Source organism: Methylocaldum sp. 14B, from assembly GCF_002005105.1.
Lineage (GTDB): Bacteria > Pseudomonadota > Gammaproteobacteria > Methylococcales > Methylococcaceae > Methylocaldum.
The window spans coordinates 1-19,230 of record NZ_MSCV01000032.1; the positions used below are offsets into that span (position 1 = coordinate 1).

At 61.3% G+C, this 19,230-nt stretch carries 28 protein-coding genes; 12 read left to right on the forward strand and 16 right to left on the reverse strand.

Features of this window, described 5'->3' with window-relative positions:
• The 5 genes from B2A78_RS19760 to B2A78_RS19780 all read right to left on the reverse strand — a co-directional run.
• On the reverse strand, positions 1–143 hold a 143-nt coding region (locus B2A78_RS19760), incomplete at its 3' end, for a GTP-binding protein (protein WP_143735236.1).
• 344 nt (positions 144–487) lie between these two features.
• A complete protein-coding gene (locus B2A78_RS19765; RefSeq protein WP_240502606.1) occupies positions 488–880 on the reverse strand; it encodes a cupin domain-containing protein in 393 nt (130 codons plus the stop codon).
• Positions 881–982: 102 nt separating this feature from the next.
• Complete coding sequence (locus tag B2A78_RS19770) at positions 983–1,714, reverse strand: SDR family NAD(P)-dependent oxidoreductase (protein WP_077731773.1); 732 nt, start codon at positions 1,712–1,714, stop codon at positions 983–985.
• Between the two features lie 220 nt (positions 1,715–1,934).
• Positions 1,935–2,513, reverse strand: coding sequence for a carbonic anhydrase (locus B2A78_RS19775; protein WP_077731774.1), 579 nt, complete (start codon positions 2,511–2,513; stop codon positions 1,935–1,937).
• Positions 2,514–2,565: 52 nt separating this feature from the next.
• Positions 2,566–3,210: a DUF938 domain-containing protein gene (locus tag B2A78_RS19780; RefSeq protein WP_077731775.1), complete on the reverse strand. Its 645-nt coding sequence runs from the start codon at positions 3,208–3,210 to the stop codon at positions 2,566–2,568.
• Between the two features lie 243 nt (positions 3,211–3,453).
• On the opposite strand from B2A78_RS19780, the gene B2A78_RS19785 reads away from it, so the two are divergent.
• Positions 3,454–5,046: a sigma 54-interacting transcriptional regulator gene (locus B2A78_RS19785; protein ID WP_077731776.1), complete on the forward strand. Its 1,593-nt coding sequence runs from the start codon at positions 3,454–3,456 to the stop codon at positions 5,044–5,046.
• Positions 5,047–5,156: 110 nt separating this feature from the next.
• Here B2A78_RS19785 and B2A78_RS19790 read toward each other — a convergent pair whose 3' ends face one another.
• Genes B2A78_RS19790 through B2A78_RS19800 form a run of 3 tightly spaced genes read right to left on the reverse strand, consistent with a single transcriptional unit; the run spans position 5,157 to position 6,182 of the window.
• Positions 5,157–5,525, reverse strand: a complete 369-nt coding sequence (locus tag B2A78_RS19790; protein WP_077731777.1) for a MerC domain-containing protein — start codon at positions 5,523–5,525, stop codon at positions 5,157–5,159.
• Entirely contained in the window at positions 5,522–5,941 is a 420-nt protein-coding gene (locus tag B2A78_RS19795) for a MerR family transcriptional regulator (RefSeq protein ID WP_168175483.1), read from the reverse strand. The genes B2A78_RS19790 and B2A78_RS19795 overlap by 4 nt, the downstream gene beginning before the upstream one ends.
• A 31-nt stretch (positions 5,942–5,972) precedes the next feature.
• On the reverse strand, positions 5,973–6,182 hold the full coding sequence (locus B2A78_RS19800) for a cation transporter (protein ID WP_077731779.1): 210 nt from the start codon (positions 6,180–6,182) through the stop codon (positions 5,973–5,975).
• Positions 6,183–6,333: 151 nt separating this feature from the next.
• Between B2A78_RS19800 and B2A78_RS19805 the strand changes: the two genes are divergently transcribed.
• The 4 genes from B2A78_RS19805 to nrtS are packed head-to-tail and all read left to right on the forward strand — an operon-like array spanning position 6,334 to position 7,600.
• Positions 6,334–6,672, forward strand: a complete 339-nt coding sequence (locus B2A78_RS19805; RefSeq protein WP_077731780.1) for a hypothetical protein — start codon at positions 6,334–6,336, stop codon at positions 6,670–6,672.
• Between the two features lie 21 nt (positions 6,673–6,693).
• Positions 6,694–7,029, forward strand: a complete 336-nt coding sequence (locus B2A78_RS19810) for a hypothetical protein (protein ID WP_077731781.1) — start codon at positions 6,694–6,696, stop codon at positions 7,027–7,029.
• A gap of 5 nt (positions 7,030–7,034) precedes the next feature.
• Positions 7,035–7,250 carry a hypothetical protein gene (locus tag B2A78_RS19815; protein ID WP_168175484.1) on the forward strand — a complete coding sequence of 72 codons (216 nt, stop codon included), beginning with the start codon at positions 7,035–7,037 and terminating at the stop codon, positions 7,248–7,250.
• 29 nt (positions 7,251–7,279) lie between these two features.
• Positions 7,280–7,600 (forward strand): nitrate/nitrite transporter NrtS, encoded by a 321-nt coding sequence (gene nrtS, locus B2A78_RS26180; RefSeq protein WP_077731783.1) that lies wholly within the window; start codon positions 7,280–7,282, stop codon positions 7,598–7,600.
• 30 nt (positions 7,601–7,630) lie between these two features.
• Here the strand turns inward: nrtS and merR are convergent, their stop codons facing one another.
• Entirely contained in the window at positions 7,631–8,086 is a 456-nt protein-coding gene (gene merR / locus B2A78_RS19825; protein ID WP_077731784.1) for an Hg(II)-responsive transcriptional regulator, read from the reverse strand.
• A gap of 132 nt (positions 8,087–8,218) precedes the next feature.
• Between merR and B2A78_RS19830 the strand changes: the two genes are divergently transcribed.
• The 7 genes from B2A78_RS19830 to merA (B2A78_RS19855) all read left to right on the forward strand — a co-directional run bounded on the left by B2A78_RS19830 (position 8,219) and on the right by merA (B2A78_RS19855) (position 13,400).
• On the forward strand, positions 8,219–8,515 hold the full coding sequence (locus B2A78_RS19830; protein WP_077731785.1) for a hypothetical protein: 297 nt from the start codon (positions 8,219–8,221) through the stop codon (positions 8,513–8,515).
• Positions 8,516–8,585: 70 nt separating this feature from the next.
• A complete protein-coding gene (locus tag B2A78_RS26185; protein WP_156880962.1) occupies positions 8,586–8,753 on the forward strand; it encodes a hypothetical protein in 168 nt (55 codons plus the stop codon).
• A gap of 137 nt (positions 8,754–8,890) precedes the next feature.
• Entirely contained in the window at positions 8,891–9,286 is a 396-nt protein-coding gene (gene merT, locus B2A78_RS19835; RefSeq protein ID WP_077731786.1) for a mercuric ion transporter MerT, read from the forward strand.
• Positions 9,287–9,296: 10 nt separating this feature from the next.
• On the forward strand, positions 9,297–9,587 hold the full coding sequence (gene merP, locus B2A78_RS19840) for a mercury resistance system periplasmic binding protein MerP (protein WP_077731787.1): 291 nt from the start codon (positions 9,297–9,299) through the stop codon (positions 9,585–9,587).
• Entirely contained in the window at positions 9,584–11,257 is a 1,674-nt protein-coding gene (gene merA / locus B2A78_RS19845; RefSeq protein WP_077731788.1) for a mercury(II) reductase, read from the forward strand. The genes merP and merA (B2A78_RS19845) overlap by 4 nt, the downstream gene beginning before the upstream one ends.
• A 5-nt stretch (positions 11,258–11,262) precedes the next feature.
• Positions 11,263–11,712, forward strand: coding sequence for a hypothetical protein (locus B2A78_RS19850; protein ID WP_077731789.1), 450 nt, complete (start codon positions 11,263–11,265; stop codon positions 11,710–11,712).
• Between the two features lie 23 nt (positions 11,713–11,735).
• On the forward strand, positions 11,736–13,400 hold the full coding sequence (gene merA / locus B2A78_RS19855) for a mercury(II) reductase (RefSeq protein WP_077731838.1): 1,665 nt from the start codon (positions 11,736–11,738) through the stop codon (positions 13,398–13,400).
• A 242-nt stretch (positions 13,401–13,642) separates the two neighbouring features.
• Here merA (B2A78_RS19855) and B2A78_RS19860 read toward each other — a convergent pair whose 3' ends face one another.
• The 7 genes from B2A78_RS19860 to B2A78_RS19890 form a co-directional block, all read right to left on the reverse strand.
• On the reverse strand, positions 13,643–14,338 hold the full coding sequence (locus B2A78_RS19860) for a cytochrome c biogenesis protein CcdA (protein ID WP_205780842.1): 696 nt from the start codon (positions 14,336–14,338) through the stop codon (positions 13,643–13,645).
• Positions 14,338–14,604 (reverse strand): thioredoxin family protein, encoded by a 267-nt coding sequence (locus tag B2A78_RS19865; protein WP_077731790.1) that lies wholly within the window; start codon positions 14,602–14,604, stop codon positions 14,338–14,340. The genes B2A78_RS19860 and B2A78_RS19865 overlap by 1 nt, the downstream gene beginning before the upstream one ends.
• A complete protein-coding gene (locus B2A78_RS19870; RefSeq protein ID WP_077731791.1) occupies positions 14,601–15,017 on the reverse strand; it encodes a heavy metal-responsive transcriptional regulator in 417 nt (138 codons plus the stop codon). Before B2A78_RS19870 ends, B2A78_RS19865 begins: the two co-directional genes overlap by 4 nt.
• A gap of 217 nt (positions 15,018–15,234) precedes the next feature.
• Positions 15,235–15,471 carry a nuclear transport factor 2 family protein gene (locus tag B2A78_RS19875; RefSeq protein ID WP_077731792.1) on the reverse strand — a complete coding sequence of 79 codons (237 nt, stop codon included), beginning with the start codon at positions 15,469–15,471 and terminating at the stop codon, positions 15,235–15,237.
• A gap of 248 nt (positions 15,472–15,719) precedes the next feature.
• Positions 15,720–15,947: a heavy metal-associated domain-containing protein gene (locus tag B2A78_RS19880; protein WP_077731793.1), complete on the reverse strand. Its 228-nt coding sequence runs from the start codon at positions 15,945–15,947 to the stop codon at positions 15,720–15,722.
• Positions 15,948–15,962: 15 nt separating this feature from the next.
• A complete protein-coding gene (locus tag B2A78_RS19885) occupies positions 15,963–18,398 on the reverse strand; it encodes a cation-translocating P-type ATPase (protein WP_077731794.1) in 2,436 nt (811 codons plus the stop codon).
• Between the two features lie 216 nt (positions 18,399–18,614).
• Positions 18,615–18,956, reverse strand: a complete 342-nt coding sequence (locus tag B2A78_RS19890; RefSeq protein ID WP_077731795.1) for a thioredoxin family protein — start codon at positions 18,954–18,956, stop codon at positions 18,615–18,617.
• Positions 18,957–19,230 lie beyond the last annotated feature (274 nt).

The following is a 19,230-nucleotide window of genomic DNA, read 5'->3' on the forward strand; positions in this document are numbered from 1 at the left end:
ACCGGTGTGCTGCCGAATTCGTTGATGAGCACCGCCGTCCGCGGTCCCTGATGCAGCAGGCGATTCAGCAGCGTGGTCTTGCCGCTACCGAGAAAACCGGTCAGGACGATGACGGGAAGCCGGGCTTTGCGGTTTAGCGACATACGCCCTCCGAGGCTTGTGGGGCCGCAGGCCTATCAGCAAGCACTGCGATGTCATGTTCCAAGTTCAAATTTTTCCGGAGTCTCGTGAACCGAACGCTGCGTTCAGTGCACAGCCGCTCCGCAGTGCGGACCGCCTGACTCACACTCCCCAAGCGTTCATGAGTGGACCGCTTCGGCTTTTTTCGACTGGACGAGGTTCTGGTGCTCATGGCCTAGGGAATGGGAGACGGCAAGCTTTATAGTCACTTTCAAATAATATATCGACCGTGTGCGCGATTGTCGTTTTGCACTTAGCCGCTGGAGCACCGAACCAGCAGTGTAAAACACAGAATCGTTACCGCCGATTATTTTCGGGCTACCATTTCGAAAATCACCATCTCGGCCTCGGTCCCACCAACATTTTCTATCATCATTTCCTGGCCGGACTCCCAGAACACGTCTCCAGGTCCATACACATGGGACGCGCCACCATCCTCGACCTTGAGGTTCCCTTTCAAAACGTAGCGCGGTCCAGGTCCTTCGTGGGTATGCAGGGGAGTTTTATACCCAGGGAGAAATGAGACACGGATGACATTCGCCGTAATCCGGGGCGCCGCCAAATCAACTTCCTTTTGCAACAGCACCTGGCGAGGCGGCATTTTAGGAAGTCCTTCCCCTTTGGCTGGCCCGACTGCCACCATCGTCATCCCCACAAGACTGATTCCCATCAATAGAAATACTCTACGGCACTGTTTCATGATCGGTTACCTCGTAAATTCTGATGAGTGGCGGCTTGGTCAAGCTGTACTCGGGTGCTGCTCCACGAAAAACCGGCTCTCGATGGCGAATTCTTCGACCGCTTAGAAGCTTTCCCGATACGGCCGCAAATCGATTTCATACGTCCAGGCGCTTCTTGGCTGGCGGTGCAGTGCCCAGTATGTTTCGGCGATGGCTTCCGGATCGAGCAGGCCGTCCTCACCCTTGGCCTCCACGAATTCTGGGAATTGCCGGCGGGCGCGCTCGCCATCGATGACACCGTCGATCACCGCATGCACGACATGAATGCCCTGCGGGCCGAATTCCCGCGCCATGCCCTGAGCCAGCGCCCGCAAGCCCGTCTTGGCCGCGGCGAACGCGGTGAAGGGCGGGCGGGCGCGCAGGGAGGCGGTGGCGCCGGTGAAGAACAGTGTCCCGCGCTGTCTCGGCAGGAAGGCGCGGACCGCCTCCCGGCCCACCAGGAAACCGCCGAGGCAATTCTTCCGCCACAGATCCTCGAACAGGTCCGCAGAGGTTTCGAGGAGCGGCGCCCGCTCGTTGCGGTCCACGTTGTAGACCACCGCCTCCGGGACTGTATCTCGGGCGACGGACTCGAACAAGCGCACGACCTCGGCTTCGGCTGTGGCGTCGGCGACCCAGGGAACCGCCCGGCCGTTATCGCAGACGATCTTGCCGGCCACCTGCTCCAGCTTGGCCGCCGTCCGACCCACCACATACACCAACAATCCCTCCCGTGCGAAACGTCGGGCCAGCGCAGCCCCCAGTCCTTGAACGGGACCGACGCCGACGATGACGGCCGAGCGGTTGTTGCTCATGAAGATTTCTCCATCGGGTTAAACCCGGACTCGGGCAGAACTCGAGCCTAGGCTGTATATGCCTAGTGCTCTGCCCAGGCTCATTGGACAGGCAACCTGGTGTCTCGTGCCGGCGTGGGAGCGGCTCCCCGGCCGCGACCAGGCGTCCCCTGGCGGCAAGGGCGCCGCTCCCGCAGCAAACCACCCATCCGGTTCCTGGTAAATGAGGTCAGTTGTGGTACTAACCTGCCCTACCGATTTGCATCGCCTCTGGCACTTCGATCAGCTTGCCGGTCTTGACGTCGTAGATGAGCCCATAGATAGGGATGTCCTGTGGCACCAACGGATGAGAACGGATGTGCTGGACATCCGCGCAAACGCTTTCGGACTGTTCCTGTATGGTTAGCCAGTTAATAAAGTCTCCCGCTGGGTGACCTTCTCCCTGACCCACATCGGACCAGCCGCTTTCGCCGAACTGCGCTGCCTTAAGGCTTTTTCTCAATAAGTCCCGCATAATTTCCTGGGTAAAGGTCTCCATCCCACAGTCCGTGTGATGAATCACAAACCATTCGCGCGTGCCCAGCAACTTATAGGAGATCACTAAAGACCGGATCGCGTCGTCGCTGGCCCGTCCGCCCGCGTTGCGGATCACGTGGGCGTCGCCTTCGGAAAGGCCCGCATACTTGGCGGGATCGAGCCGCGCGTCCATGCAAGTCAGGATGGCGAAATGCCGCCCCGGCGGCATGGGTAGGTGTCCCTTATCGAAAGCGGCGACATAGCTTTTGTTCGCCGCCAATACCTCATCAAAAATCTTGCTCATGATGGTTCTCCTCTTTTAGGGTTCTCGTTTCAAGGTGTTAGGAAATCGCCGACTACGCCCGGCGGTAGATTAGAGCGAAATTATTGGCCGGCATGTCGACGGCTTGGTCCAGTTTCAAGCCATGCTTTTCAGCGGCGCGGTTCAGATCGGCGGTGTCCTTTAGGCCCCATTCCGGCACGCCCGCCGAACGCAGGGTCCGATCGAACTCTTCGTTGGAGGGCGTGGTGAATTTCCCGTCGACTTTGAAGGGGCCGTAAATGAACAGAAACCCATCCTCCGCCAGCACCTTCGAGGCGCACTGCATCATGCCGTCGGCGATGGAAACCGGCGCCACCTGAAAGATATTGATGCAGTAGATGGCGTGAAATTCCTCGTCCTCCGGCCAAGTTTGCGGCTGAGTGAGATCCAGCCGGCGCGGCTTGCCGACATTGCCGAGGCCGCTTTCCGCCGTCAGCTTTTCGATGTGCGGAAACACCTCCTCATTCATATCCGAGGGATGGAATCGCAGATGGTCGAAATGCGGCGCGAAGTAGTGCAGATGCATGCCGCTCCCCGAGGCGAATTCGAGCACATGCGCCTCTTCTTTCGGGAATAGGGTATGCAGCACCTCCAGGATCGGATCGCGGTTCCGATGTCCGGCCCAGGCGACGTAGGGGCTGAGCGGATGGGGATCGAGTGGGGGTCGGTCCTCGTACATGAAAATTCTCCTCTGGAATTATGTGGTTATCAGTTCTAGAAAGAGTCTGACAGGCAGACCTGTAGCGAAGAAGCAGCTTGTATGCCAATGCTGATTGGGATCAGTTTTAACGTTAAAACAAGTAGTTATAAACCGCTTGACAATGCCGATTTGAAATTCAGTTTCATTGAATGAAAATTAAGTTCATAATCTGGCCGTCAGCTTTAGCTTTCCGGTCCCTGTTTTGCAGCGCCGCCGTCCGTCATGGCCAACACGACTTTTTCCCATCTGACGCCCGTAGGCTTTCTCCAGACCTTCGTCATCGAGCTCATGGATGCTTGCGAGGCGGCGGGCACCACGCAAGCGGAGCAACTGATCGAGCGGATCGCCCGCAGCGCCGGACGGTTCTTCGAGGAAGCGTTCCGCGCCGAGTACGCGTTTGAACAGGCGCTGGACCGGCAACGGTATGCGGATCTGATCATCGGCCTCAAGAACAAGATCGGGGGCAATTTCTCGCTGGTCTCCAGCGATGCCGAATGCATTCGGGTCGCCAGCACCCGCTGCCCGTTCGGCGAAGGCGTGAAGAACACCCCGAAATTGTGCCGGATGACCTCCAGCGTCTTCGGCGGCATCGCGGCGCGGAATTTCGGCTATGCCAAGGTTGTCCTGGAGAAGCGCATCGCGCTGAACCACGACGGCTGCGAAGTCGCGATCTATTTCGACAAAGAGGCCGCGAGGGATCGAGAGGGCATCGAATACCGGGATTATCCGGAGGTGACGGCAGAACAACAGCATATAGGCGAATTGCAGGCCCGTATCGAAGAACGGATGCATCAAATCTGGTGCCAGATGAACTCGCGGCGCACTGCGCTTCCAGAGATCGAACGGCCCATCATCGTGGCCTGGTCGCCCGCCATGCGACAGGTGCTGCAGGCTATCGAGACCGTGGCGCCGACCCCGGCCACGGTGCTGATCCGGGGCGAGACCGGCGTCGGCAAGGAACTGGTGGCCCGTGCCATCCATGCCATGAGCGACCGTTCCCGGAAAGCCTTCCTTGCCGTGAATTGCGGCGCCATTCCCGAGAGCCTCATCGAAAGCGCGCTGTTCGGTCATGAAAAGGGCGCCTTTACGGGCGCCATCGAAGTCCATCAGGGCTATTTCGAGCGGGCCGACGGCGGCACGCTGTTTCTGGATGAAGTGGATTCCCTCACCCCGGCGGTCCAGACACGTTTATTGCGGGTCCTGCAGGAAGGCGAACTGGAGCGGGTGGGCGGGCATCGAACCCTGATGGTGGATACCCGCATCATCGCCGCTACCAACTGCGACCTGGAAAAGGTGGTCGCCGACGGCGCCTTCCGCAAGGATCTCTACTACCGCCTCAACGTTGTGAAACTGGTGATCCCGCCGCTTGCGGAGCGGCCGGACGATCTCCCCCATCTTGTCGGCCTAATCGTCAAGCGTCTGGCCACACGCTACCGGAAAACCATCCACGGGGTGAGCCCCGAGGTCATGGCACGGCTGCGAAGCTACGACTGGCCCGGCAACGTCCGAGAGCTGGAGAACACCCTGGAGCGTGCAGTGCTCTTCGCTCAGGGGCCGGAAATTTCGGAGGTCGATCTCGAGGTCAATCCCGCCCCGCCCCTGGAGTGCGGATGGAAGGCGATTCGCAAGCAGGTTCTGGATAATGCGGAACGCGAGTATTTGCAACAGGCCCTGCAGCGCTTTCAGGGCAATGTCGGCCAGGTGGCCGAATGGATGGAGCTGACGCCCAGGGCGGTGTACCTGAAGCTCAATGAATTCGGCATCCATCCGTCCCTGTTCCGGCCCCAGCCACCCAGAAATGGCAACGGCGAATAGCGTCAAGCCCACCGCAAAAGAAGAGCGGCGGATTTTGATCAGCGGCGTGAACGCTCACGCCAGTCGGCTGAAGGTGGATGCGCGGCTTCCCCAATGGGTCAACAGGGCATCTACCTCACTACATCCCAGACACTGCCGGAGGCGAACAGCAGCAGCCCCACGTAAATCCAGACCGGCAGCGAAAGCTGGCCCGTCACCAGCAGCAAAAGCCCGATCGTAGCGATTACGGCGCCGATCACCCCGGCCCAAAACGGGGCGAGACCATCGTGCCGGTTCGCTGAGTGGTGGAGCATCCAGAGGTTCGCTCCAGCGAAGCCGACGAACAAGGGGATCAGGTAGAGGTCATTCAACAAAAAACCCAGACCCACCGCGCCCATGGCGGTCAATACCACCGGTAAACCGAGGCAGCAGGCCGCTGCCACGCCCGCGCCGAAAAGTGTGGAAAACTGCCCCCAGAGGCTGCGTTGTGCGGGTGTCATGGTAACCTCCTAGGCAAGGGATACGACTCGTCAACGCGGGACTCTTCTCCCAACTGCTCGGCGACGCGCTCGAACACGGCCAGACGCTCCGCCGCCTCGTCGACGGCGGCCTTCAAATCTGCCAAGCTGCGCGCGATACCGGCTGCCTCGCCCCGGTCGAGTGCTTGCAGCAACGGCTTGAGATCGCTGAGCAAAAAACCAGCGGCCCGCCCTGTGCGGATAAAGCGTAATCGGGCGAGCGCCGTCGCATCGAACCGTCGGTAGCCGGCTGCCGTCCGTGCGCAGCAGGCGATCAAGTCTTCCGTCGCATAGTTGTTGACCATGTGGACCGTCGTGCCGGCCGCCAGGGCCAGTTGCGAGAGAGTATAGGTTGTGTCCGGGGCGGCCACAGGTTCGGTGCTCGCTGGCCTGGTCAAGACCTCCTCGCTCCCGCAGTCCGGTAAAGTGCTATTCGACTCGCTCTGCCCCATAGCCTTTCGCCTTCACCGTCTCCAACAGCCGCTCGACGCCGATTTCCTCCCGCGCTTCCACTCGGGCCACTCCCTCCCCGTAGGACACTTCAGCCTTGACGCCCGGCAGCGCATTCAAGGTGTTTTTCAAGTCCGCAGCGCAATGATCGCAGGTCATGCCGGTGATCCGTAAGGTGATCGTCTTCATGGGAATACTCCTCCGATTGGGGTTTTACCGTTACGCGCAGTCTACCCAGCGTACCTGGGTACGGTGTCAAGCGGGATGTTCCCGCTTGACACCGTATCTAACTACGCACCTAGGCTGGGCGCCGGTTTATTTTTTCGGAAGGAAGGCCGCCATGATGCAAGTGAAATCCACGATCGACGAGCGCTGGCGTGGGTACCGGGATTCGGCAAAGAACTTTTCCTATCTCACGCCGTGGCTTTTCGCATTCACCCTGATCTGGCTTGCCGCTTACGGGGCTGTATTTCCCGACCCCATCCGACTTGCCGCCAGCCATTGGCCGCTGATCCTGGTGGGTGTGGTCGGGTCATTCATCGGCAACGTGACGGCGATCGGGGGCGGCCTCGTTTTTATCCCCGTGCTGATGTTCGCCTACAGCGTGGATCCCGTGAGCGCCTTGAAACTCGCATTCGTCACCCAAGCCGTCGGCATGACCAGCGGCGCATCCGGTTGACTCAAGCGCGGCGAAGTTCCCTTGCAGCTTTTGCACTGGACCGTGCCTTCGCTCGTGGTCGGGACGATGATTTCCACATTTCTGATCCACCCCCAGCCGATGCTGGTCAAAGGGCTGTTTGGCCCCATTGCGTTCCTGGCGGGCTTGCTCACGCTCATCACCCTGGATCGAAAAGGCGGGCGAATCGGGCTTCCTGCCAAGGCGCGGGTCCCCCTCGTCCTGGTTTCCTTGATCGGCGGCATGATCACCGGTTGGGTCGCGATCGGCGAGGGCGAGATCATCGCCGCCTTTTGCATGCTCGCCTATGGCCTTAACGCGAACCGGCCATCGCATTGGGCGTGGTATTGCTCTCGGTAAATTCCTTGTTACTGGCTTTTATTCATGCCTTCTATTCCGGCGGCGTACCCTGGGATATGGCGGCATTCACCATGCTCGGCGTGCTCTGGGGCGGGCGGCTGGGGCCGTTTCTCGCGCAATGGATTTCCCCTCGCGCGACCAAAAAGGTTTTTGCTGTTATCGCGCTGCTCGATGGCTTGGTGATTACCCTGCAGGCAGGCTATGTGATGTTTTTCAAATAGTAACACCTTGAATTTCGAGGATTCACAGCATGATGAACGTATGGTTTGAAATTGCCCTGCAAAGGGATATTTGGACACGCGCGATCAAGATCGCCCTGGTCGTGGGTTCGGTTCTGATGCTGATCAATCACGGCGACGTAATGCTGAGCTCCGGACTTACCCCGGCCGCCTTGATCAAAATCACATTGACCTATTTCGTTCCCTATTGTGTGTCCACCTATTCCAGCGTGGAAGCCGTTTGCGCCGCGGAGAACAAGCCCAGTATCAACAAAATCATCGGGGAACTCCTGATCAGTAAAGGCCATGAGCTGGCCCACTGTATAACGGCCATTTTGAAGTCCAAGGCGTGAAGGAACCGCATCCCGAGAATGCCAGCCCGGTCAGTCCGGGGTGGCCTGATTTGCGGTCGGCTCCGCTTCGCTTTCATCGGCGTTGCCGTTGCGGGTGAGCGATTCGATGATGGAGCAACCCGCGGCGGGGCTGCCGCGGCGACAGGCCGCGATCAGTTCGCCAAGCACGTCGTGGATGGCGGTCAGGTCCGCGAGTTTCCGGTCGACCACCGCCAGTTTTCGCTCCGCCAGCTCGCGGGTTTCCTCGCAATGGGTACCGTCGCTGAGTTTGAGCAGGAGCGCCACCTCGTCCAGGGTAAACCCCAGTTGCTGCGCCCGTTTGATGAAGCGCAGCCGCATGAGGCTGTCTCTCGGGTAGCGGCGAAAGCTGCCGTAGGCCTTCTTTGGCGTCGGAATCAAGCCGATCCGCTGGTAATAACGGATCGTTTCCACGTTGACGCTGGCGGCCTGGGCCAACCGGCCAATGGTCATCGGCTGTTCGGACATCGTTAAACCTCTTGACTCCGTATTTAACTACGCACTTAGCGTATCACTGTACCTTCTTTCCTCATAGGCGAAATCCTGTGATCGGGAAGAAAACACGGTCGCACCTTTTCATCTATCCATGAGGAACTCGCCATGAAGAAAATCGTAACCTTGATCGGAACCACCTTGGTCGGCTCGCTCTCAGCCGGGGCAGTGAACGCGGCTGAAAACCCTTTTGCGCTCAAGGACCTCGCAACGGGTTACACCCTCGTCGCCGAGGCGGAAACCGCCAAGGAAAAGAAGGAAATGGCCTGTGGCGCCCAGAAGCGCAGCGCCGAAACGGCGAAGCCCCAAGACGACAAGACTGCCCCGCAGAAAACCATGGAAGGCAAATGCGGTGCCGGCATGAAGATGGACGGCAAACCGGCGCAGCCGCCCAAGGCGCCTTGATGCTCCATCTAGGATCAGGCCGGGCTCGTACCGTGCCTTGCTGCAACTCATCGCCTTGTGGAGGTGCGTCATGGAGTTCGGCCTAAAAGAGCTGGCCTATCTTTCGCTGGTCGTTTTCATGCTGATGTTCGGCTATTTCGTCGTCCTGATGGGCTCGGAGGAAAACGTCAAGAAAAAGGATCCTGATGAAAACCCGAAAGAATCCGGCACAGATAGCCAAAAGGGACAGCGGCCTTGAGAGGAACCGTCAGGTGAACCGCCTGTCCTTTGGGCAGTCGGCCGCTGGCCGTCGGTTGTTCAATCACCCTCTTGACTCCGGACTCAACTACGCACTTAAGCTGATCCTCATTCCTATTTCCCCTGAAGGTGACAGCCATGAACGAAGATAAATCCGACAAATGCGAGCAGCCCACGGAGGGCACGCTCCGCCCGATCGAAGCAAAAACATTACTGGCCGGCGGTATCGCCGGGGTGTTGGCGTCCGTCTGCTGCCTCGGCCCGCTGGTGCTGGTGGGCCTCGGGCTCGGCGGCGCCTGGGCCAGCAACTTGACCTTGCTGGAACCCCTGCGGCCGATGTTCCTCATCGTTGCGGTCGCGGCACTCGTGTTCGCGTATCGCAAGATTTTCCTGGCGCCCGCCCCAAGCTGCGAGCCTGGCACGATATGCGCGGCGCCGAAAACTCAAAACACCTACAAGGCGGTGTTCTGGGTCGTCACGGCGCTCGTTCTGTTGTCGCTGGGCTTTCCATCCCTGGCTCCCTTGTTTTATTAGGAGAAATCCCATGAAGAAATCCCTTGCCGCTCTCGTTTCGACTTTTGTTTTGGCCTCATCGCCGGCTTGGGCCGCGATGCAGACGGTCACCTTGGCCGTGCCGGGCATGACCTGCCCGGTCTGCCCCATCACGGTGAAAAAAGCGCTGCAAAAGGTAGACGGCGTGACCCAGGTGGAGGTCAGTTACGAAAAGAAAGAGGCCGTCGTGACTTTCGACGACGTCAAGACCACGGCCGAGTCCCTGACCCAGGCGACTGCCGGCGCGGGCTATCCTTCGACGGTGAAGGGGGCGGCCCGATGAGCGCCCAGGTCTTGCGCATCAGCGGCATGACCTGCGATCACTGCGCCCGCTCGATCGAACAGGCGCTGAAGGACGTGGATGGCGTCGCCGAGGCGAAGGTCTCCTATGAAGAGAGCCTGGCGCGAGTCGAGACGGCGTCTCCTCTGCCGGTTTCGCTGCTGCTCGATGCGGTGGTGGCCCAAGGTTTCGGCGCCGAACCGCTCGGCCAAGCCCCGGTCACTGCGCGCAAGGGAGGCGGTTCGGGATTGAACATCGCCATCATTGGCACCGGCGGAGCCGCTTTCGCCGCCGCGATCCGCGCCGCCGAGGAAGGGGCGCAGGTGACCCTCATCGAGGCGGGCACGGTGGGCGGCACCTGCGTCAACGTGGGCTGCGTGCCGTCCAAGATCATGATCCAGGCGGCCCACATCGCCCATGCACAGGGCCATCACCCGTTCGACGGAATGGACAAAAACCATCCGGCCGTAGACCGCGCCGCGCTGGTCGCCCAGCAGCAGGCGCGGGTGGAAGAGCTGCGCCACGCCAAGTACGAAAGCATCCTGGAATCCAACACCAATCTGCACCTGGTGCGAGGTTTTGCCCGTTTCCTGGACTCTCGGACACTGGTGGTCGAGAAAAGCGACGGCGAACAGCGCCTCCATCCCGACCGGGTGCTGATCGCCACCGGCGCCTCGCCGTCGATCCCCGACGTACCGGGCCTGAAGGACGCGCCCTACTGGACCTCGACCGAGGCCCTGGTGGCCGAAACCCTGCCCGAAAATCTCATCGTCTACGGCGGCTCGGTGGTTGCTCTGGAACTGGCGCAAGCCTTTCTGCGCCTGGGTTCCCAAGTCACCCTTATCGCCCGCTCCACCCTGCTGTCCAAGGAGGCGCCCCTGTTCGGGGTCCATTTGAAAGAGATCCTGGAAAACGAGGGCATGCGGGTGTTGCTCCATACCCAGCTCAAAGGGGTGAGCTTCGACCGGCCGCGAGGCTTGTGGCGGCTGTGGAACAGACGAGGGGGCGGACGGTTCAGCGTCATCACCGATAAGGAAACGATCCGGGGCGATAAGCTGCTGGTGGCGACCGGGCGCCGGCCCAACACCGCCGGCCTGGATTTGCACAAGGCCGGCGTCAAAACCGGCCACGGCGGGGCCATCCGGGTCGACGAGCGCCTGCGGACCTCCGCCGAACATATCTATGCGGCGGGGGATTGCACCGATCAGCCCCAATATGTGTACGTAGCGGCGGCGGCCGGCAGCTGCGCGGCGATCAACATGACGGGCGGCGAGGCCAAGCTCGATCTTTCCGTCGTGCCGGAAGTGATCTTCACCGATCCCCAGGTGGCCAGCGTGGGATTGACCGAGGCGGAGGCCAACAGGCAAGGGTTCCATACGGAAAGTCGCACGCTCACCTTGGACAACGTGCCGCGCGCCTTGGCGAACTTCGATACCCGCGGCTTCGTCCAGCTGGTCGCGGAGCGGGATACCGGCCGGCTGCTCGGTGCCCAGGTGCTGGCCCCCAACGCCGGGGACGTCATCCAATCGGCGGCACTGGCGATCCGCCATCGCATGACCATCGACGAACTGGCGAAGCAGCTCTTCCCCTACCTCACCCTGGTGGAAGGGCTCAAGCTGTGCGCCCAGACCTTCCGCAAGGATGTCAAGCAGCTGTCCTGCTGCGCGGCGTGAAGGCCATGGAAAAGGCCTGTTTCTCAGAACGCAAGGATTGGGTCGGAACGCCCGGCGCTTTCGCGCTGGGCTGGGGATTGCCGGGCCTCGGGCTGGTCGCGGCGATGTTTCTCGATTCGTCGGCGAAGGCGATCCTTTGGCCGGCCGCTCTGGTGTGGATGGGTATCGCCTGCCTCGCCAACGCCGCCCGATGTCGGCGGATGCACTGTCACTTCACCGGGCCGTTTTTTCTCCTCATGGCTTTGCTGTCGCTCCTCCACGGCTACGAGATCGTCCGGCTCGGCCCGCAGGGCTGGACCTGGATCGGCCTCACCGCGGGGGGCGGCGGCGCCGTTTTGTGGTGGGTGTCCGAGCACGTGTGGGGCAAATTCGCCGGTTGGGGGTCAAACGAGACCTTGGCCTGCGGTACCGATAATCAAGTGGATCGAAAAGAGGTGCAAAACGATGGCAAATGAAAAGCAATACGGAGGATAGTCACATGACAGACCGACTTCATTTTATTTTGCGCGTCGAAGGGATGACTTGTGACGGCTGCGCGCGGCATGTCGCCCAGGCGCTCAAGGCTGTTCCGGGTGTGGAAAGCGCCGAAGTGGGTGATTGGCGCGAAGGGACGGCGGCGGTCGTGGCGGCTGGCACTGTCACGGAGGAGGCCTTGGCGGAAGCGGTGGCGAAAGCCGGCTACCGCGCTGTGGTTCAGGCCCAACGGCCGCTCGAAAGCGGAAAGCAGGCGCCTCGGTCGGAGGGCGCCGATTTCGATCTGATGACCCTCGGCGGGGGTTCGGCCGCCTTCGCCGCGGCGATCAAGGCCGCAGAGCTGGGCACCCGCGTCGCCATCGTCGAGGAAGGCACCATCGGCGGTACCTGCGTCAACATCGGCTGCGTACCCTCGAAGACGCTGATCAAGGCGGCGGAGATCTGCTACCACGCCGCCTACTCCCACTTCGAAGGCATGACGGCCTGCCCGCCGCCCTCCGATTGGCGGCGGGTTGTCGAGCAAAAGGACGAGTTGGTGGCGCAGCTGCGCGAGGAAAAGTACATCAAACTGCTCGACAGTTACCCCACTATCACCCTGCTCCGGGGCCACGCCCGGCTGACCGGCGGCCGTAGCGTGTTCATCGACGGCCAGGCTTACACGCCCGGGAAAATCCTGATCGCGACCGGCTCGCGGCCGTGGGCGCCGCCGATCCCTGGGCTGGCCGAAGCGGGCTACCTCGACTCCACCGACGCGCTCAGTCTGCCGGCCCTGCCGCAAACCCTCATCGTCATCGGCGGCGGGGCGATCGGGCTGGAACTCGGGCAACTCTTCGCCCGTTTCGGGGTGCGCGTCACCCTGGTGGAGACCTTCCCCCACATCGCCGCCGCCGAGGAACCGGAAATCAGCGACGCGCTGGCCGGGTATTTGACGGCCGAACGGGTGAGGGTGCTGACCGGCACGAAGATCGAGCGGGTCGATCGCACCGAGGCGGTGTATCGGATGGCGGTGGACCTGAACGGCGCCAAGCAAACGCTTGAGGCCGAACAGCTGCTCGTCGCCACCGGCCGGCGCGCCCATACGGAAGGCTTTGGCTTGGAGGAAGCGGGTATCGCCCTCGGCACCAAGGGCGAGATCCTCGTCGATCGGCACTTGCAGACGAAAAACCCCGACGTCTACGCGGCGGGCGATTGCATCGGCGATCCGATGTTCGTCTATGTCGCCGCCTATGCCGGGCAGCTCGCGGCGGAGAATGCGCTCACCGGAGCGGGCCGGGTATACGACCTTTCCGCGCTGCCGCGGGTAACCTTCACCGATCCGCAACTCGCCAGCGTGGGACTCACCGAGGCCCAGGCGAAGGCGGAGGGCTTAGAGGTAGAAACGGCCCTCCTGCCCGTTTCGCAGGTGCCGCGGGCGCAAGCCTCGCGCAATCCCAACGGGCTCATCAAGCTGGTCCGTGAGCGTTCCACCTTGCGCCTGCTCGGCGCGCACGTGCTCGCCGCCGAAGCCGGCGAGGTCATCCAGGAGGCGACGCTCGCGATCCGCTTCAAGCTGACGACGAAAGACGTGATCGGCACCTTACACCCCTACTTGACGATGGCGGAGGGGATCAAACTGGCAGCGCTGACCTTCTCGAAGGACGTGACACAACTCTCCTGCTGTGCGACCTAGGCGTCGGGCTAGAACGCTGTTCTTGATCCTGCTCTCCGAGGTCTATCGCTGGACGGCGGACCGGGCGGTGGGCGTAGCCAGATGAGGCCATTGCCCTTGGAGCCTTCATGCAGTTTCAGCAGACCATCAAGGGAAGCCGGTGATGATCGGACAACGGCGCGATCAGCGCCTCATATAGCTCAACCGGACAGTTGGCAGCGCCGCTGAGCGGATCTTCCGATCAGCTAGTCGGCCTGGCTTGTTCACGCCGCCAGACTGGGTACGACGACGAAATAAGCATTGAGCATATATAGGCCGGACAGGATCAGCAGAATTCCGCCGATGAGTTCAAAGGCCTTCTGGAACCTGCCCAACGCCGAAAGATTTTCCAGCCAGCCTACGGCAACCGCGCCGAGGAGGATTGGAATTGCCCGTCCTAGGGCAAACGCCAGCAGCAGAATCGTCCCGAACAGGGGAGAGCCGATGCCCGCCGCCACGCCGAGCAGCACGACCAGCGCCGGCGTACAGAATGGGCAGATCGCCACCGAGAACGCCGCTCCGAGCACAAAGGCGCCCCAGGCTCCGGCCACGGGCTTGGCGCGCAGCCCCCATGCCGGCAGCGAAAGCGGCAGCCACCCCGCCCAGATCAGGCCGAGGGCAATCAGCAAGGGGCCGAGGATCAGCCCCCATGTGCGGCCAAGCAGGTGTTGAACCCAGCTACCTCCCAAACCGGCCGCCAAACCCAGCGCTGCATGGGTAAGAAGCACGCCCAAGACGAAAAGGCCGCCGAGCACCACCGCCTGGCGGGGCGTGCGTGATTTCATTACGTAGGCAAGCGAAACGGGGATGGCGGCCAGCGCGACCGGATTGAAACTGAACACGAAGCCCGTCACGAGCCCGACCCACAGGGCGCCGAACCCGGCGTGCGCCACCGCTAGCCGCAGCGCCTCGGCGTCCATCAGCGTCGCTCCAGGCGGGCCAGCATGGCCCGGAATTGCTCGGGAGTCGGCAGAGAGGCAAACCGCAGTTCGCCGTTCACGGCGATGGCCGGCAGGGTCAGCACCCTGAGCGCCACCGCGTAGTCGAGTTCGTCGAGCACGTTGACCTCGCGCCAGATCAGGTTGTCCTCGCCCAGTACGGACGCGGCGGCCGCGCGCAGCTCCGCCTGTACGCTGGCGCACTTCTGGCACCCCGGCGCGGCGATAACCTCGATTTGTACGCTCATCGGGACACCTCCTGCAGGGTGTTCTCGAGCGCACGCAGGATGGGGCAGTCGTCGAGCGGCTTTTCGCTGTCCTTACAGCGCTCGATCAAGTCGTCGAGGGCGCGCGACATGGCCTGCAAGGCCCTGAGCTTGTGTGCGATCCGCAGCTTTTTCTCGATCGCCAGCCGGCGCACATCCTGGCAGCAGGCGCGATCCGTTGCCTTGAGCTTCAGGAGTTCCTGAATCTCCGCCAGCGTGAAGCCACAGTGCTGGGCATGCTTGACGAAGCGGATACGGCGCGCGGCTCCATCGTCGTAGAGGCGGTAGCCGGCAGCCGTTTTCGATGCCGGCGTGATCAAACCTTCCTTTTCGTAGTAGCGCAGCGTGTCGGTGCTTACTCCAGCCAGCAATGACAGCTTGCCGATGGTGTACATGACAAATACCTCCCTATAAGGCATTCAGCGTAAACTGTAGAGCAAACACCAAGGTCAAGCGCCATCTCAACTTCATTTCGCACGGCGCGCGGTTTTGGTGTTCGCTCGCTTTGGAATGAGCGTGTAGTGAATGGTCTGCGCTCGGATATATCCATTTTGGATGACCTAAGAGTCCGCGCCGTCCGTGACGCTGTGGGTGTCGGAATCCGCCGACCATTCAAGGAAACCGACGTCCTGCTACGATGACGGCTTTGTAGGTGTAGTGAGCGTTTGGCAATTCCTGATTCAATTGGCGATAGCAGGCGCGGATCCCATCCAGCCCACGGCGCACCCCGCTGGGCATGATCAGGAAGGAGTCCTCCCGGTAGCACTCCAGGAAATCGCTTTCAACACCCGACCGGGACAATGTCAGGTATCTGTTAAGCACCTCTTGCGGGGTAGTGTCAGCTTGCATGGTGCCTCCATTCGACATGGGAATCCAGGGACCGTGGCCGACGGCCTGGGCCTTGCCGTCGGGCAAACAGGGTGAGCGGAGCTCTCACGGTTGGTCAGCCCCGACTTGTTCAGAGTAAACGGCTGTGCCCGTAGAGCCGTCCCTCCTATGTCTCCAGCATGGTGTATCCTGCCTTCTGGATGGCCTGCTTGAGTTGCTCTTCGTGCACTTTGTCCGGCTCGAAACGTACATAGACATGCTTCGGAAGTTCAACTGACGACTTTGGTCTGATAGCCGGCCTTACTTATACGTTCCGTGATTGCAGCGGCTTCCAGAACCGCCGTGTCAAAGAGTACTTCAATGCGTTGGTTGCGCACCTGCGCGCGAACCTGCCCCACCCCCTGAAGAGCTTTGAGCAGGCGCTCGACGCGCTGCTCGCATCCCTCACAGACGAGGCGATTATCACCAACGACTTCAAAGGTGATGGACTTGAGCATGGGTAATATCTCCCATTAATGCGGTGACAGTTGCCCGACCGTCTTGATGGCCTGGAAAAAATAAGTGCCGCGGCTCCACAGGGAGTTGATGAAGATCGACGTCACGCTGGCCGCCATCGCGACCATGCCCCAGATTGGATAGACCAATCCTGTCGCGGCCGCCGGGATCCCGATGCCGTTGAACGTAAATGCGAGCACTATGTTTTGCAGCATCTTTCGATAACTGTAGCGGCTGATCTCGTAAGCCGTGAGCACGGCGCTGACCCGCTTGTTGAGGATGATCACGTCGGCGGATTCAATCGCGATATCGGCTCCGCTGCCAAAGGCAATGCCGACCTCGGCTTGCATCAGGGCCGGCGCGTCGTTGATGCCGTCGCCGACCATGGCGACGCGCGCGCTCTCTTGAAGTTTGCGGATTATCGCCGCCTTGTCGGCTGGCAGCACGCGCGCATGCACATCTTCGATGCCGACGGCACGAGCGAAATGTTGTGCCGCCCGCTCGTTATCACCAGTGATCAAGCTCGTGCGGATGCCGAGCGCGTGGAGACGGCGCACCGTCTCGGCTGCGTCAGGCCGCAACGCGTCGCCAAGCGCCAGCAGCCCAAGGAGTTCGCCGTCCCGTGCCACAGTGATCACCGTGAGTCCCTGCGCTTCAAGTTCCTTGAGGCGTTCTTCCTGGGGTGCGAGGTTTACTCCCTCGGTTGTGAGAAAAGACGGGCTGCCGATCACGAGTCTCCTATTGCCGAGGCGCGCCCGGACTCCTTTACCCGCGACGGCCTCGAATCCCTGCACCTCGGGCAGAGCGATGCTGCGGTTAAACGCCTCTTCCACCACGGCGCGCGCGAGCGGGTGTTCTGACCCGGCCTCGGCGGCTCCTGCGAGCGTGAGCAGTTCTTCTTCCGTTCCTTCCACCGGGACGATTTCCCGCAACGCGGGGCGTCCCTCGGTGAGCGTGCCGGTTTTATCAAAAACCACGCGCTGCACGCGCCGCAAGGCCTGAAAAGCCTCGCCGGTACGCATCAACACGCCGCGCTCGGCCGCTTCGCCCGCCCCACGCACAATCGACAGCGGCGCCGAGATCCCGACGGCGCACGGATAGCCCATAACGAGCACACTCAGGCCGGCGAACATCGCCCGCTGCAAATCGGGTGAGTCTCCGACGACCAGTGGAGCAAGCAGCCAGAACAGCGTCGCGCCCGCCGCGGTGAGCAGCACGAGTGGTGTATAAACGCGCAACACGCGGTCTACCAGGTGCAACAGGCCGGGTTTCAGCGCCCGCGCATCCTCCACGCTCCGTATCACTTGCCTCAGGAAACTTTCTTCGCCCACCACCCTCACCCGCACGAGGAGTGTGCCGTGACCGTTCAGCGAGCCGCTTATGGTCTGGTCTCCGGGGCGTTTCTCGATGAGGCTTGGCTCACCGGTGACGAGCGATTCGTCCACGTCTGATTCCCCCGATTCCACCTCGCCGTCCACCGGCACTCGCTCGCCGGGGCGGATGCGCACCAAGTCGCCCACGCGCACCTGTTCGAGCGGGATCTCTTGCTCTTTGTCGTCCTTGATGACATGCGCCACGTCAGGCTCGAGGTCCAGGAGCTTCTTAACAGCCTGAGAGCTGCGGGTCTTGACGATGAGCGACAGCCACTCGGAGAAGATGTGATACGAGAGCACCATGACCCCGACCGAAAAGAACGCTGCCGTGGGGTAATAGGGGAATCGGAGGGCCAAGCCGACCACTCCGCCGATAAGCCCCGCGAACGCTCCGAACTCCACCAGCACATGCTGGTTCAGGATTCCCCGCCGAAGCGCTGCGGCCGCCATGTTGATGATATGTCCGCCGACGCCGAAAATGATCGCTACCGTAAGCGCTCCGGCCAACCACGGCGTGGCCGCGCCGAACGCGCCGCGCAACTGGAGAGCATAGACGGTGGCGCCCATCGCGCCGAGAAGAGCCGATCCGGTGAGCGCCCGCTCCAAACCATACGCACGCAAGACCACGAAAGAGAATACTACGAGGCTCGCGATGGAAAACACGCATAGCCAGAACCATGCGCTGCTGACCGGGTATCCGGCCAACCCCATCGCGGCAATGCTCATGGTCAGTGCGGTCAGGAAACGTCCACGCTCGCGCACCAGTGCGCGCTCTTCTTCCTCAAACGGACGCACCTTGCGCGGATCGGAGATGGTGTAGCCGATGTCTTTGAGCGTCTGCAGTAGGTCCTCGGCACGTGCCACGCTCGGGTCGTATTCGATAAGCGCCTGTTCATGAGTCAAGCTGACCGCGACTTTGTCCACGCCCGGCAGCCTGCCCAGCGCCCTTTCAATCGTGCCGGTGCACAACGAGCAGTGCAGCCCGCCGATATGCGCGCGGATTCTTCGGCGGCCCGGTATTTTCGAAGGTTCTTCGCTCCAGAAGTGTGGAGCAGACTCAATGGTCGTTGCGGTGTTCATAATGACACCTCTCTGTTAGTACAAAACCGGTCTTTTCGTTCCATTTTTCCAAATACGCGAAGCGGTAGGCGGCTTTGAGCGACCTATGCACCTGATGTAGACAAGACAGGGCCTGGTATGGCAGCCCTGCGTTGCACGGCTATCTTGGAAGCCATAATTGCCTCCTACCGACGGAACGCCACGCAAAAAAGATAAACCCTGGAGTAGGCACCAAGGTCAAGCGTTTGGTCCAAAGAATCCGGTAGAAGCGGCGCCCCGGCGAGGGGCGGCGGTCCTTTGCCGGGGCGAGTCGGCTAAAGACTGGCCCAGTCCGGCCGCGCGAAGCGCTGGCTCGTCGACGCCTGCCCCCGTACAGCACGGGGCCAACCGGCCGTCGATGGCGACCGCCGGCACCGAACGAACGCCCAGGTCTCGGGCACGCTTGGCTACATTGATGTCGTTCATGTCGTGCAGCGTCACCTCGCAAGACGGACAGGCGGCCCGCTTTATCATTTCGATGACGTCCTCGCAGACCGTGCAACCGGCGCTGAACACCTCGATTTTGCGTTTCGTCATCATTTCTACGCTCCTGTTACTGGTTTCGCGGATTTTGACGCCGCGCGTCTCGACTTCTCGTCGAGGGGCCGATCCGTACCGCGTCGATGGCAGCCTACACCTTGGAGCTTGCTCAAAGGTCAAGAGGGAGGTGCTAAGGTGTTTACCGGGTGGAAATCCGAGCAAATCCTATAGATACAAGGAGTGAGAGCGAGCGAATATCGATTCTCCCCTGACAGCGGTGATCTCTGACGAGACCTTTGTCCCGTCGGATGAGATGTCGTTCGATCCATGATCG